A 13,284-nucleotide genomic window follows, 5' to 3' on the forward strand; every position below is an offset into this window, starting at 1 on the left:
CCGCCCTTCCCAAGCGGTCGTAACCATCGAGATCCACCAGCAGTTTATCCGCAATAGCCAATCGCTGCCATAATTTCCAATTGTATCTTCTAAAGAGTCCGATATGAAATGCTTATGATTGGAATGACCATAAAGCACCTGCGCTATTTCGATGCCTTGGCGCGATTGGGCCACTTCGGGCGCGCGGCGGAGGCCTGCGCAGTATCCCAGCCGGCATTGTCCGTGCAGATCAAGGATTTGGAAGAGCTGATCGGGGCGCCTCTCGTAGAAAGAGGAGGGCGGCAAATCCGATTGACCAGCCTCGGCGAGCAATTCGCGCAAAGGGTTCGCGAGATTCTACGCTCGATCGACGAATTGCAGGAAGTGGCCCGCGCGGCAGATGGGCCGTTGGCTGGCCATCTTCGCATCGGCATCATTCCTACTGTCGCTCCTTATCTGCTGGCGGATGTCATCACGACGCTCACCCGGCGCTATCCGGGGTTGGACGTGCGGCCGCGGGAAGCGGTGACACAGAAGCTGATCGCGGACTTGCTCGAAGCCCGGCTCGATGCCGCCATCGTCGCGTTACCGGTTTCCGAGCCCGCTCTTGCAGAGACGCCGCTCTTCGATGAGGAATTCATCTTGGCGCGGCCACTTGAAGATGCCGGCAAACCGGTCCCCAGCGCAGACAAACTTCACGAAATGAAATTGCTGCTCCTCGAAGAAGGCCACTGCTTCAGGGATCAGGCCCTCTCATTCTGCAACATCGCGGCTTCTCCTCCGCGCGAACTGATGGAGGGGAGCTCCTTGTCCACTCTTGTCCAGATGGTTGGTGCCGGGATCGGCGTTACTCTCGTGCCGCAAATCGCGGTTTACACCGAGAGCCGGTCCTCCAACGTCTGCATGGTTCGCCTGCCTGAGCCCCGACCTTCCAGAACCATAGGAATAGTGTGGCGCAAGACAAATCCACTGTCGTCGCAGTTCACTCAAATTGCCGAGATCGTTCGCGAGGTTGGGCTGGGAAAGCAGCGTCAAGTGCAGGATCTTCTTAAGGGTTGAGTTTGCCCCATTCCCTCGCCTGGGAATCCTAAGTCACGTTTCGACCGACGCGATCGAGAACCTCGTATGCGGCCGCTAAATCCTGCGCAGCGACCCCGAGAGACTTGTAAATCGTGACATCGCGATCATCGAGGCGGCCGGGCAGTGTGCCGTCATAGACGCGGCCGATCTCGCCGAGAATATGATCCCCGGCGATCGCGCCGGCCTTCAGGGCATCGATATATTCGCCCGCCTGCGCCTTGGCCCCGGCTAGCGTGTCCACGAAGTACCGTCCTCGCGCTATGCCTTCATCGTCGATTTCGCGCGCCGACGCGACGCTCGCGCCGACAAGATTGATGTGCTGGCCGGCCTCAAGCCATTCGCCCTGCAGTATCGCAGTAGGTGAAGCAGTGGCTGTCACCACGACATCGGCGCCGCGCGCCGCTTCCTGCGCGCTCGCAACCGCACGGATCGACGCTGCGGACGGTGCATGCCGGGCCACGAACGCCTCTGCATTGGCGAACGTCCTCGTCCATACGCGAACCTCCTCGAACGGCCTCACCGTGAGATGGGCCGGCAAATGATGGTCGGCCTGCTCGCCGGCGCCGAGGATCGCCAGCACGCGCGAATTGGCGCGCGACAGCGCACGCGTCGCAGCGGCGCTGGCGGCCGCCGTTCGTAGTGCGGTCACGCTCGCTCCATCTATAGCGGCTATGGGGCGGCCGTCACGCGTATTGAACAGCAGGATGATGCCCTGGTGGCTGGACAAGCCAAGCTTCGGGTTTTCCGGGTAAAGGCTGACCAGCTTGATGCCGTGGATATGGGGCTCCGCAAGCCCACCCGGCATGATGCCCATGGCGTTGCCATTTCCAAGCGGCATGATCGACCGCGGCGGCAGATTGGCCTCACCCCGCGAAACGGCAATCATCGTCGCCTCGATGATGTCGATGCAGTCCACCGTCGGCAGCAACGCATAGACCTGGTCAGACGATATCAGCTGCATGCTCGGCTACCTGTGTTTTCGCCGGACCACCGACGATCCGCGCCGCGAGATGGATGATGACGACGATGCAAAAGGTTGGGATCGCAGCCGCGATGACAATGAGGTTCATCCCCAGCCCCGATGAGGTGCGAGCAAGGTTGCGCATGAGAAAGCTGCGGGAAGGATCGAAGCCCGGCCCGAAGAAAGAGAAGTAGAGGATAGGCACGAGGAAAAGCAGCACGCATGAGGTCAGGGTCGCTCTGGCGAACTGTACGGACCAGCCTCTGCCTGTCTCGGGACGCTGCGTGACCGCTGGGTCGATGCCGCGCCGGAAGGCTGCGGTGGCGCCGAGAAGCCCACCCCACACCATGAGGTATCGGGCGAGCTCCTCGGTCCAGCTCGGCGGTGAACGTAAGCCATAGCGCGCCACGACCTGCAGAGCGATTGACCCGACTATGCCGACCAACGCCGCCTTCGCCAGCGTCAGGCAGAGGCGGTCGACGGCGTTGCTGGCAGCGACGATCGCGCGACCGGCACGGTTCATTTCCGGGTCTTCTCCGCGGCCGCCACGAAGGCGTCGACGGAGTCTGCCGGCATCAGCAGCGGCCAGGTTTTCCTGGCGCGCTCAACGAATTCGGCGCGCGCTTCCGGCGTAAGTTCGGTTACGGTGACACCCAGCTTCTCGAGCTGCGTCAGTTCCTGCGCGGCAGCCTTCTCGGTCCACTCGCGATTGCGGAGGTTGGCCTGCCTGACGGCTTCGTCGACCTTGGCACGGTCCTCGGCCGATAGGCCGTCATACCAATCCTTCGACATCAGCGCCGAGCGAAAGGGCGTGCCCGCACCGGCGTCGGTGTAGTATTTCAGGAAATCGGTGTGCTTGAAGATGAAGGCGACGGCAGGCGGGTTCACATAGCCGTCGACCATTCCCTGCTGAACGCTTGTGGTGAATTCGGGCATGTCGACCACGACGCCGGATGCCCCCCAGTTCTTCAAAAGTTCCATCTGCGAGGAATCGATCGCGCGCATCCGGAGGCCCTCGAAGTCCGCCGGCTTTTCGATTGGCTTCTTGGTGTTGAAGAACCCGACTGTGCCGCCGAGACCAGTCAGTGCAGCGATCTTCACGCCCTGCTCTTCCATTTTTGCCGAGATCGGGGCCAGCAGGTCGGTCTCTTCCAAGGCGCGGAACATGTGCGGCATGTCGTCGAACATGTAGGGCGTGATGAAACCCTGCACGCGAGGATCGACTTCGTTGATCATGACGAAGTTGGTCAGGGCGAATTGCAGCAGACCCTGCGAAAGCTGGTCGACCAGCTCCGGGTCCTTGCCCAGTGCGCCGCCGACATAAACCTTGGCTTCCAGCCCCGCCTCGTTGAGCTGCTTTGCGACGTCTTCGGCCCAGACCCAGTCGGCGCATTGCGGAACCGCCGGGCAGCCCACCGCGAGGCGGATCTCCTCTGCCGATGCGGCCTTGGCGGCGAACAGCGCGGCCGATGCTAGAAGCGCGGCAGCACAGGCCGTCAGATGTTTCCTCACCATGTTATTCCCCTTTCCTCGTTGTTCTGCAGGCATTTGATTCATGGAACTAGGCCGGCCTGGCGCGGAAGGTAGAGCGTGATCTCCGGAAAGATGACGAGCACCAGGAGAACGGCTATCTCAATGGCGAAGAACGGCAGCACCGCGCGCGCCAGCTTCAGGTAGGGCACGCCGCTCATCGCCGAGACCACCATCAGCGAGCCTCCCACGGGCGGCGAGATCAAGCCGATCGTCAGGTTGAGGCAGGTGACGACGCCGACATGGACCGGATCGGCGCCCCCGGCGATTGCGGCCGGCACCAGCAACGGTACCAGCAGCACCAGCGCCATCGTGTTGTCCATAACCATGCCGACGAGCAGGAAGACGACCGTGATCAGCAGCATGTACTCGAGGCCCGACAGGCCGGCGGTCTCGACCAAGTGCAGCACCACGTCAGGCAGACCCTCGATCGCGACCAGGTAGCCGAAGATCGCCGCCGCGAACAGGATGACGAAGATTGCTCCGGTCAGCATTGCGGCGCGCTCCAAGGCGCCGTTCAGATGCCGTCCGAGGCTTGCGATCGCACTAGCCGGCGTTGCGCCGGGCTCCAACCAGGAATAGACGAAGCCGATGGCAAGCGCTGCGATGACCGCCAACGTAGCCGCCTCGGTCGGGGTCACCACGCCGAAGATGATCCCGGCCAGCAGGATCGCGGGTACAGTGAGCGCCGGCATCGAGCGAAACATCGTCGGCAGCAGCGGAGGCATCTCGGCGCCGCGCCCCCCGGGATGGTCGTAGCGCCTGGCGGCCCAGCCATTATAAGCGAACAAACCGCCTGCCAGCAGCAGGCCGGGCAGCACGCCACCTGCGAACAATGCCGCTACCGAGACGTTCATCAACGCGCCGTAGAAGATCATCACGATCGAGGGTGGTATGAGAGGACCCAGCACCGAAGAGGCGACCGTCAGCGCCGACGAATATTCTCGTTTATAGCCCCGCCGCTCCATCTCCGGCACGAGCGCGCTTGTAATCGCCGCGGCATCGGCGACTGCGGAGCCCGACATCGAGGACAGGAAGATCGCCGTGGCGACGTTGACATGCCCGAGACCGCCCTTGAGTCTGCCGACGATGAGCATGGCCAGATCGATCAGCGCGCGCGTGATGCCGCCCCGGGTCATCAGTTCGCCGGCCAGGATGAACAGTGGCATGGCGAGGAAGGTGAAGACGTCGAGCTGGGACAATACGCGTTGCGGCAGGATCGCGAGGTGGCGCGTCTGGTCGGCCGCAATGAAGCTCAGCACGGCCGCCGCGCCGGTCACGTAGGCAATAGCTACGCCGCCGGCGAGCGAGGCCGCGGTGATGAGGATGACGAGCAACCAGGCCATTAATCACCCATTTTTCGCCCTAGTGTTTTCCTTTAGGAAAATTTGTCAAACGAATTTTCCGATGTTACGCATGGCAGGATGATTACGGAGTGGTCGATGTTGTCGGCGGTGAAGTCTGTTTCCCCCGAAGATGCGCGCGAGGCGGCAGCTTTTGGGCCGCGCCTGCGCCGCCTGCGGAAGATTACGGGGCTGACCTTGAAGGAACTGAGCGACCGGGCCGGGCTCGCAACCTCGACGATCTCCAAGATCGAAAACGACCGCATGTCGCCGACCTATGACGTGCTGCTGAAGCTTGCCGCCGGCCTCGCAATCGACCTGTCGTCGTTGTTGGAGGGCCCTGCGACCGTGCAAGCGAGCGGCCGGCTCGACGTGACGCGAGCGGCCGAGCGCCGGAAGCACCCGACCGGGACCTATGTCTACGAGCCGTTCGCTACCGGTCTGACCCGCAAGGGAATGGACCCCACGGTCGTCCGGGTCACCGCCCGCAGCATCGACGAGTTTCCCGACCTGATCCGACACCCCGGCGAGGAGCTGGTCTTCGTCATATCGGGCACGGTGGAGCTGCACGCCGAGTTCTACGCGCCGATCCGTCTGGAAGCCGGCGACAGCGCCTATTACGACGCGACGATGGGCCATGCCTACATCTCGGTCAGCCCCGAAGACGCGACGATTCTCAACATTGTTTGCGGAACGGGTGGCGTGCCGCCCGTCGAACTTCCTGGAGCGCAGCGATGACACTCTCCCGATCCGACTACGAGTCGTACGACGCGACAGGCCTCGCCGAGTTGGTCCGCGACGGCGAGATCAGTCCACGCGAGCTTGTCGAGACGGCGATCGACCGCATCGAGGTACTGAACCCGCTGGTCAATGCGGTGATCCTGAAGGCCTATGAGCAGGCGCTGGACGAAGTGGAAAACCGCACTGACCGGCCGGCGTTCCTGGGCGTGCCTTACCTCGTCAAGGACCTCCATGCGCCGGTGCGAGGGCTGCCGCTGACCAACGGCAGCCGCATGTTCGTCGATCCGCCAGCACCCTTCGATTCAACGTTGATCGCCCGGCTTCGGGCCGCCGGGTTCGTCATGCTCGGCCGTACCAATTCGCCGGAGTTCGGCCTGAGCGCGTCGACCGAGCCCCATCGATACGGCGCGACGCGCAACCCCTGGAATACTAAACATATCGCCGGCGGCTCGAGCGGCGGCGCCGGTGCGGCGGTGGCGAGCGGCATGCTGCCGGCGGCCCACGCCACCGACAGCGGTGGTTCGATCCGGATACCGGCATCGTGCAACGGACTGGTGGGTTTGAAGCCGACCCGTGGGCTGAACCCCTATGGGCCGCATCGCGGCGATGCCGCGCACGGCATTAGCCACGAGCACGCCGTCACCCGCACGGTCCGCGACACCGCGGCGATCCTCGACATCACTGCGGGTCCGGACGTCGGAGCGCCCTATTTCGTGCGGCCGCCGGAAGGCGGTTTCGTCGCGGCAATCAAACGTCCGCCGAAGCGACTTCGCATCGGCTTCTGGAAGAAATCGCTTCAGGACGAGCCGATCCACGAGGAATGCGTGATCGCGGTCGAGAAGGCGGCCCGACTGTTGGAGGGCCTCGGTCATAGGGTTGAGGAGTCGCGACCGGATTTCGATTGGAGCGCCGTCGTTCATTCGCAATTCAATGTGCTGATGACGAGCCTCGGACCGATGGTGGCAATGCTGGAACGCCAACGCGGCCGGCCGTTGGCTGAGGGCGAACTCGAACCGCAGACCGCAGCGGTTGTTGCCCGCGGGCGCGAAGCGAGCCTTGAATATTATCTCGGCAATCTCACGCGGATGCAGCTCGAGGTGCGCCGGATGGCCGCCTTCTTTGAGAGCTTCGACGTCTTTCTCTCCCCGACGATGACAATGCCACCGCCGCTGCTCGGCCACCTTCCGACCGACGACGGAGACATCGACCGTTTCCTCGCCAAGCTCCTGGCGCTTGCCCCCTTCGCGGCCCCATTCAACGCGTCCGGCCAGCCGGCGATCAACCTGCCCCTGCACTGTTCAGCCGATGGCCTGCCGGTTGGCGTGCACCTTGCCGGCCGCTATGGCGAAGACGCCGCCCTGCTGGCGCTCGCCGCACAGATGGAGCAGGCTCAACCTTGGGCACACCGGCGTCCGCAGCTGGGGTGAGGGGCGCTCCGGGTCATTCAATGCGCGTCACCTGTCGGCGCGAACTACGTTCAGCCAGCACAAGCTCCATTCAGCCCGCTATCAATGCGGCGACTGTGGTGACGATCGTCTGCGGATGGGCCGGTTTCTGCAGGATCACGCAGGTGTTCCAGGCCGCAAGCCGCGGATCGGTGGGGACCTGTCCGGTGTAGAAGCAGAAGGGGGTCCCGTCGGCCGTCAGCCGTTCCGCTATTGGCGCGGCTGTTTCCGTGCCGAGACCGAAGTCGAGCACCGCGGCATCAATGCCGCCACGATCCAAGATCGGCATTGCCTCGTTTACCGAACGACAAAGACCAATGACGTCAGCACCGGCTTCCAGGAGAATCGCCTCAAGTTCCATCAGCAATAGCGGATCATCCTCGACGACAAGAACTCGAGCGCCCTTCAGGTAGGGAAATTGGTCATCCCCTATTGCCGCCTCCGTCACTGGATAGCTGATCCAGCGGTATCTCGATCGAACAAGCAAAGCCCGCCGGACCAAACTCGCACCTGATAATCGCCCCCGGAATGCCGCGTTCGATGAGCAATGTTCCGAAGCCCGTCTTCTCTGGGGAGCCGACTTGCGGACCGTTCTTCTCCTCCCAAACCATTTTGAATGCGGGGTTGTTCCCGCGATCGACTGCCCATCTCACGCTCACGCGCCCCCCAGCCACGGAAAGAGATCCATACTTGGCCGCGTTGGTGGCGAGTTCGTGAAGCACCAGCCCGACCGGCGTCGCCAAGTCGGCTTTCAGAGCAACAGGTGGCCCTAGCGCTTCCTTCCGGCTGTAGCCGTACAGCTCCTCGCTTCCGCGGTTCCAATCGATGATCCCGCCATCGAAATCCCACACGAAGATCGGAGCGCGCGACACTTCGACCAGCGCCTTCTGCTGCCTGAGCTCTTGTTCGCTGGCGCGCAGCGCCTCTTCGACCTGGCGTCTTTCGGTGACGTCGACAAAGGTGATGACGACACCGTCGATCTTGTCATCGACGGTGCGATAAGGACGCAGGCGCACGTCGTACCAGCGCCCATCCTGGCTGCGGATTTCACGTCTGATCGGAGCGAGGTCCGACAACACCGCGCGAGCGTCCTTGATCAGGCCGACATATTCCAGCTGGTGGGCGAAATCGGTGATTGGTCGGCCCTCGTCGCTCGGGGTGACGCTGAACAGCCGCGTAACCTGCTCCGTGAAGCGCTTGATACGGAGTCTGGAGTCAGGAACAACGTGCCGAAATCCGTCGCGGCCATCAGGTTCTGAAGGTCGCTATGCGCCCTGGAGATCGCCTCCAGCTTGAGCTTCAGCTCGCTGTTGACGGTCTGAAGCTCTTCATTGATGGACTGCAACTCCTCCTTGCTGGTCTCCAGCTCCTCCGAGGTCGAACGGTATTCCTCGTTGATCGACTGCAATTCCTCGTTGGCGGCCCGCAATTCCTCATTGGCGGCTTCCGATTCCTCGCGCACCGTTCTCAGCCGCGCTTGCGTCAGCTCCAATTCCTCCGTGAGGCGGCGCACTGTATCGTCACTGGAGGAATCCTCGGACGCACCCGCTTGACGGCCGGTTGCGGCTTGCCCTTCGATGAATAGCACCAGGGCCGCGTTGGACTCTTCGCCATTCCCGTCCGCGATCGGATGGACATGGAGTATGACCCGATGCACGGAGCCGTTGAAACGCACCGGGATAGGTAGGCTGAGGGTGGATTGATGCTGGTCGAACGCCCTATGCAGCGCCGACCGAAGCTCGAACCGGAGCTCCGGTCGCACAAGCTCCACGATGTCGGTGTTCATCGGGCCGCCGGAGGGCTGAAGGAAGCGGCCGGCATGCTCGGAAAGGTGGACGACCTTGTGACCTTGATCAACGAGGATGCTGGGTGGAGCGAGCCTCTCGATTGCCCTCCGGTGCACGACCGCATCGCCGAGCACTGCCCCTGGGGAATGGTTGCGTACCCCCGGCACGCCGCTGTCACGCAGCGCGTAATTGCCAAGCGATCGTGGCAGGAGCCGTGGCCGTTCGCCTCTGAGGGTGGTGGATTGATAGATACGGGCGTTGCGGTCGACGACGCGGAACAAACCTGGCGGGTTATCGGCTGCCTCCGACGAGCCGAGAAGCAGATAACCGCCGGGCTTCAGCGCATACTGGAAAGTGGTACAGACTTGCTCCTGCAACTCACGATCGAGGTAGATGAGCAGGTTGCGGCACGAGATCAGGTCCACACGGGAGAAGGGTGGGTCCTTCAAAAGATCATGGCTAGCGAACAGGACCAGATCCCGCACTTCCTGCCGGATGCGGTATCCTTCCTTCTCGCGCGTGAAGAAGCGCCGCAGCCGATCCTCGTTGACGTCCGGCTCGATTGCGGCCGGAAATTGTCCTTCGCGCGCAATGTTCAGGGCTCGACTGTCCATATCGGAGGCGAAGACCTGTATGGCTGTCCGCTCGTCCTGCCTCGCGGCTTCCTCCGAGAGCAGCATGGCGACCGAATAGGCCTCCTCGCCCGTCGCGCAGCCGGGGACCCAGACGCGAATCGTTTTTTTCGCGCCCTTAGTTTCGAACAGCTGGGGAAGCACCTGCGTCCTGAGCGTCTCGAAGGCGTCTCGATCGCGGAAGAAGCTCGTCACCGAGATGAGGAGGTCGCCGAGCAGCGCTTGGATTTCCTCCTCATTGTCGCGCAGATATTCGTAGTAAGCCAGCAGATCATCGGCGCGGGTCACCTGCATCCGGCGTGCGATCCGACGAAGAACCGTGGATCGCTTGTATTTCGAAAAATCGTGGCCGGTACGCACCCGCACATGGGCAAGAACCCGCCGCAGGAGCTCCTCGTCCATGTGTCGGCCTTCGCCGCTCCCGCCGCCGCTCTTGGTTCGGATCAGGTCCGCCAGCTTCGGGGCCAATTCCCGGACGGGAAGCACGAAATCGGCGGCGCCCGTTGCGATGACATTGCGCGGCATGGAAGAATAGTCTGCCTCGTTCGGATCCTGGACAAGGATGATCCCGCCCGCTTCCTTGACCTTGCGTTCACCCACAGAACCGTCCGAACCCGCTCCCGAGAGGATGACGGCAAAGCCGTCCCCCAGTTCGCTGAGCGAGCGGAAGAACAGGTCGACCGGCGCACGCCGGCCTCGAGGCTCACCGAAGGCCGCGGAGGCAACCTCGTGATTGTCAAGCTCGAGTCGCCGGTCCGGAGGGATCACATAGACACGGTTAGCCCGCAATTTTTCCGATCCGCTGACCTGCACAACCGGCACGGATGTGCGCGTTGCCAGCACCGCGGCCAGCTCGCTCTGGACATCGGGAGCCAGATGAACGATGACGATATATGCTGCACCGGTTGTTTCCGGCAGGGCCGCGAAAAGTCCTGAAGCGCCTTGATCCCGCCCGCCGAAGCGCCGATCCCCACGATGATCGGATTAGCTTCCGTGCTATGTTGTAGTTCTTCGGACTCATCCATGGCACGCGTCCCCGGCTATGTCGGCGGATCTGATGATCTAAGGACTCCCAAAGACGTTCAACTTTTCAATGTCCAGTGTGGTTTCAACTCCGAAACAGCAGAAGCAGCCTGATCGCCTCTTTTCGCCTTGGACTCGGAGGAACATTGCCCGGCCGAGGACGTTTTCCCAGTGCGGGGCGATGCTGGACGGATGCGCACATGGCCAACAGGGACATCGTGGCGATCGGTACTTCTGCCGGGGGGGGGTGGCGGCGCTGCAGTATCTGACTGAAAGATTGCCTCCCGAGTTTCCCGCCTGCTTGCTGGTCACGATCCACTTGTCGAACCAGCACCGCTCGGTGCTCGACGAGTTGCTCACGCGTGCAGGGCCGCTGCCCGCAGCCTTCGCCACCGATGGCGTGCGCCTCAGGAAGGGCCAAATCTTTATCGCTCCGCCCGACCGGCATCTTCTGGTCGAGGAGGACCGGCTGCTGCTCGGCGCCGGCCCACGCGAGAACAATGCCCGCCCCGCGATCGACCCGATGCTTCGTCCGTCGCGGCGTGCTGTGGGGCGCGAGCCGTGGGCGTCGTCCTCACCGGCACGTTGGGCAACGGAGCCTCCGGCTTGTGGGCGATCAGCTCCTGCGGTGGAATGAGTGTGGTTCAGCATCCCGACGATGCGGCCTTTCCAGACATGCCCGAAAACGCACTGCGCATGGTGGAGCCGGATCACGTCGTCTGTCTCAAGGACATGGCGCGCCTGCTGGAGAGCTTGGTGCACCAGCCCGCCGGAGAGCCGGTCGCGGTGCCGGAGCAGATCAGGTTCGAGGTGGAGATCGCCAAGACGGGACGTAGCGATATGGACGAGATGGATCGCTTCGGCCGGCGTTCGGTGCTGGCCTGCCCCGACTGCCACGGGGTAATGTGGGAGCTCGACGAGGGTGGTCTCACCCGCTATCGCTGCCACGTCGGCCATACCTACACGGCCGTATTGATGGATGTCGCGGTCGACGAGAACCTCCGCCGCGCTCTCGCCAGCGCGGTCCGTGCCCTTGAAGAGAAGGTCGTGCTGGCGCGCAAGCTCCAGCAGCAGGCAGCCGAACGCGGCCATAATCTGGTACAGGACACCTGGGCCGAAAGGGTGCGCGAATATCAGCACGAGCTGAATGTCGTGCGTGATGCGATCCTGCGCATGGAGGCCATCGCCGCGACAGCTGCGGAGTAAGGAGCTGCTCCGTGGCAAGCTTTCGCATGTCTCGCATCGGCCCGCTATCGACCTTCCTGGGCCTCTATGCCGCGATGTATGCGGCATTCGGGGCAGCGTCGCCGTTCTGGCCGCGGTATTTCGAAGCGCGTGGCCTGACGCCCGAAGAGCTGGGCTTGCTGTTCGGGCTAGGCACCGCGATACGGCTGATCGCGGGACCGTTCGCCAATCGCGCTGCCGATATTCTCGGCGCTCTCCGAGCCATCCTGGCGGCCTGCATCGTGATTGCTGTGATGGCGGCGCTTGGACTTATCGGCGCGCAAGGCTTCTGGCTCCTGTTGATCGTGCACCTAGTGCAGGCAGCTGCGCTGGCCCCGATCCCGACACTGGCCGATGCGCTTGCGGTGCGCGCGTCAGTGCGAAGACCCGGCTTCGAATATGGTTGGGTGCGTGGCGCGGCGTCGGCGGCTTTTATTGCCGGCACGCTGGCGGCCGGCCAGGTGGTCGGCCATTTTGACCTGAGTGCGATCGTGTGGATGCATGCGGCACTGCTCGCCGGCGCCTTGCTCGGCGCTGTGCTGGTGCCCGAATCCGACACCCGCGCCGAGCGGGCCGCAGACCCGATCGGGGAAAGCATGATCGGCGGTGTGCGCGAGCTGCTCGGCCTTGCGACCTTCCGGCGCGTGATCGTGATCGCAGCGCTGGTCTATGGCAGCCATGCGATGCACGACACGTTTTCGGTAATCCGCTGGACGGCGGCCGGGGTCGGCACGGCGGCGAGCAGCTTGTTGTGGTCGGAAGCCGTCGCCGCCGAGGTGGTGGTGTTCGTCCTCGTCGGGCCGATCCTGCTGCGCCGGCTCGGTGTCGCCGGGGCCGCCGCTTTGGCAGCGGGGGCCGGAATCCTGCGCTGGATGGTGGAAGCACAAACCACGGCGATCTGGATGCTCGCGACCGTGCAGCCGCTCCACGGCTTCACCTTCGCGCTGATGCATCTCGCCTGCATGCGGTTGATCGCCGACAGGGTGCCGGCGCATCTGACGGCCACCGCGCAGGCCCTTTATGCGGTCGGGCCCGGGCTGGCGACCGCGAGCCTCGTCTGGATCTCGGGTCGGCTCTACGGAGCCTATGGCCCGCGCGGCTTCCTCATCATGGCGGCGCTGTGTGCCTTGTCATTGCCGCTGGCTGTGAGACTGCGAGACAGGTCGACGACATCCGTTTGAAACCTTTGTAAGACGGTGGTCGTCGCCTGTGCGTGTGTTGCGACAGCCGAACGACAGCTGCGTCATCCAACCAGTGCCACGAACTGATCGTTGGCGAGCAGTCTTGAATAGCGCGTCTTGTCGACCAGGGATGCATTCATGAAGTAAGTTGCACACCGATCAGCAGAGTGTCCTCCCAGCATGCTGGCTTTTGAGGACGGCCAACTGGCACAAAGTGGCTGGCGCAATGGATTCCTCTTCATGGTCGAATGAAGTCGCTGTGTAGCAATTGAAACTGTGCCAATTCGCTCCTATCTCCAAGATGCGTCGGACGTTCTCCTCCCATTGCGCCCGACGCGTTCCCCTCTGAAGGTTTTGA

9 protein-coding genes and 2 pseudogenes are annotated in these 13,284 nt (G+C 63.1%); 5 read left to right on the forward strand and 6 right to left on the reverse strand.

Translation table 11 applies throughout. From position 1 onward, the window contains the following. The first annotated feature begins 114 nt into the window (after positions 1–114). Positions 115–1,038 carry a LysR substrate-binding domain-containing protein gene (locus ACCO56_RS16650; protein WP_433641902.1) on the forward strand — a complete coding sequence of 308 codons (924 nt, stop codon included), beginning with the start codon at positions 115–117 and terminating at the stop codon, positions 1,036–1,038. A gap of 28 nt (positions 1,039–1,066) precedes the next feature. On the opposite strand, the gene ACCO56_RS16655 is transcribed toward ACCO56_RS16650, so the two are convergent. Genes ACCO56_RS16655 through ACCO56_RS16670 form a run of 4 tightly spaced genes read right to left on the reverse strand, consistent with a single transcriptional unit; the run spans position 1,067 to position 4,896 of the window. Continuing rightward, positions 1,067–2,020, reverse strand: a complete 954-nt coding sequence (locus ACCO56_RS16655; protein WP_433641903.1) for an ornithine cyclodeaminase family protein — start codon at positions 2,018–2,020, stop codon at positions 1,067–1,069. Beyond that, positions 2,001–2,543 (reverse strand): TRAP transporter small permease, encoded by a 543-nt coding sequence (locus ACCO56_RS16660; protein ID WP_433641904.1) that lies wholly within the window; start codon positions 2,541–2,543, stop codon positions 2,001–2,003. The genes ACCO56_RS16655 and ACCO56_RS16660 overlap by 20 nt, the downstream gene beginning before the upstream one ends. Beyond that, positions 2,540–3,535 carry a TRAP transporter substrate-binding protein gene (locus tag ACCO56_RS16665; protein ID WP_433641905.1) on the reverse strand — a complete coding sequence of 332 codons (996 nt, stop codon included), beginning with the start codon at positions 3,533–3,535 and terminating at the stop codon, positions 2,540–2,542. Before ACCO56_RS16665 ends, ACCO56_RS16660 begins: the two co-directional genes overlap by 4 nt. Before the next feature lie 38 nt (positions 3,536–3,573). Beyond that, positions 3,574–4,896, reverse strand: coding sequence for a TRAP transporter large permease (locus ACCO56_RS16670; protein ID WP_433641906.1), 1,323 nt, complete (start codon positions 4,894–4,896; stop codon positions 3,574–3,576). Positions 4,897–4,992: 96 nt separating this feature from the next. On the opposite strand from ACCO56_RS16670, the gene ACCO56_RS16675 reads away from it, so the two are divergent. Both ACCO56_RS16675 and ACCO56_RS16680 read left to right on the forward strand, forming a co-directional pair. Next, positions 4,993–5,631 carry a helix-turn-helix domain-containing protein gene (locus ACCO56_RS16675; protein WP_433641907.1) on the forward strand — a complete coding sequence of 213 codons (639 nt, stop codon included), beginning with the start codon at positions 4,993–4,995 and terminating at the stop codon, positions 5,629–5,631. Further along, positions 5,628–7,061, forward strand: a complete 1,434-nt coding sequence (locus tag ACCO56_RS16680) for an amidase (RefSeq protein WP_433641908.1) — start codon at positions 5,628–5,630, stop codon at positions 7,059–7,061. The genes ACCO56_RS16675 and ACCO56_RS16680 overlap by 4 nt, the downstream gene beginning before the upstream one ends. Before the next feature lie 70 nt (positions 7,062–7,131). Here ACCO56_RS16680 and ACCO56_RS16685 read toward each other — a convergent pair whose 3' ends face one another. Next, positions 7,132–7,527 carry a response regulator gene (locus ACCO56_RS16685; RefSeq protein WP_433641909.1) on the reverse strand — a complete coding sequence of 132 codons (396 nt, stop codon included), beginning with the start codon at positions 7,525–7,527 and terminating at the stop codon, positions 7,132–7,134. Further along, positions 7,502–10,523, reverse strand: a pseudogene (locus tag ACCO56_RS16690) (CheR family methyltransferase). The gene ACCO56_RS16685 and the pseudogene ACCO56_RS16690 overlap by 26 nt, the downstream one beginning before the upstream one ends. Before the next feature lie 179 nt (positions 10,524–10,702). Between ACCO56_RS16690 and ACCO56_RS16695 the strand changes: the two are divergent. Together ACCO56_RS16695 and ACCO56_RS16700 are read left to right on the forward strand one after the other, a co-directional pair. Next, positions 10,703–11,727 (forward strand): annotated as a pseudogene (locus ACCO56_RS16695) (chemotaxis protein CheB). A gap of 11 nt (positions 11,728–11,738) precedes the next feature. Beyond that, a complete protein-coding gene (locus tag ACCO56_RS16700; protein ID WP_433641910.1) occupies positions 11,739–12,926 on the forward strand; it encodes an MFS transporter in 1,188 nt (395 codons plus the stop codon). Positions 12,927–13,284 lie beyond the last annotated feature (358 nt).

It is taken from the genome of Mesorhizobium sp. 1B3, assembly GCF_050958605.1.
Taxonomy (GTDB): domain Bacteria; phylum Pseudomonadota; class Alphaproteobacteria; order Rhizobiales; family Rhizobiaceae.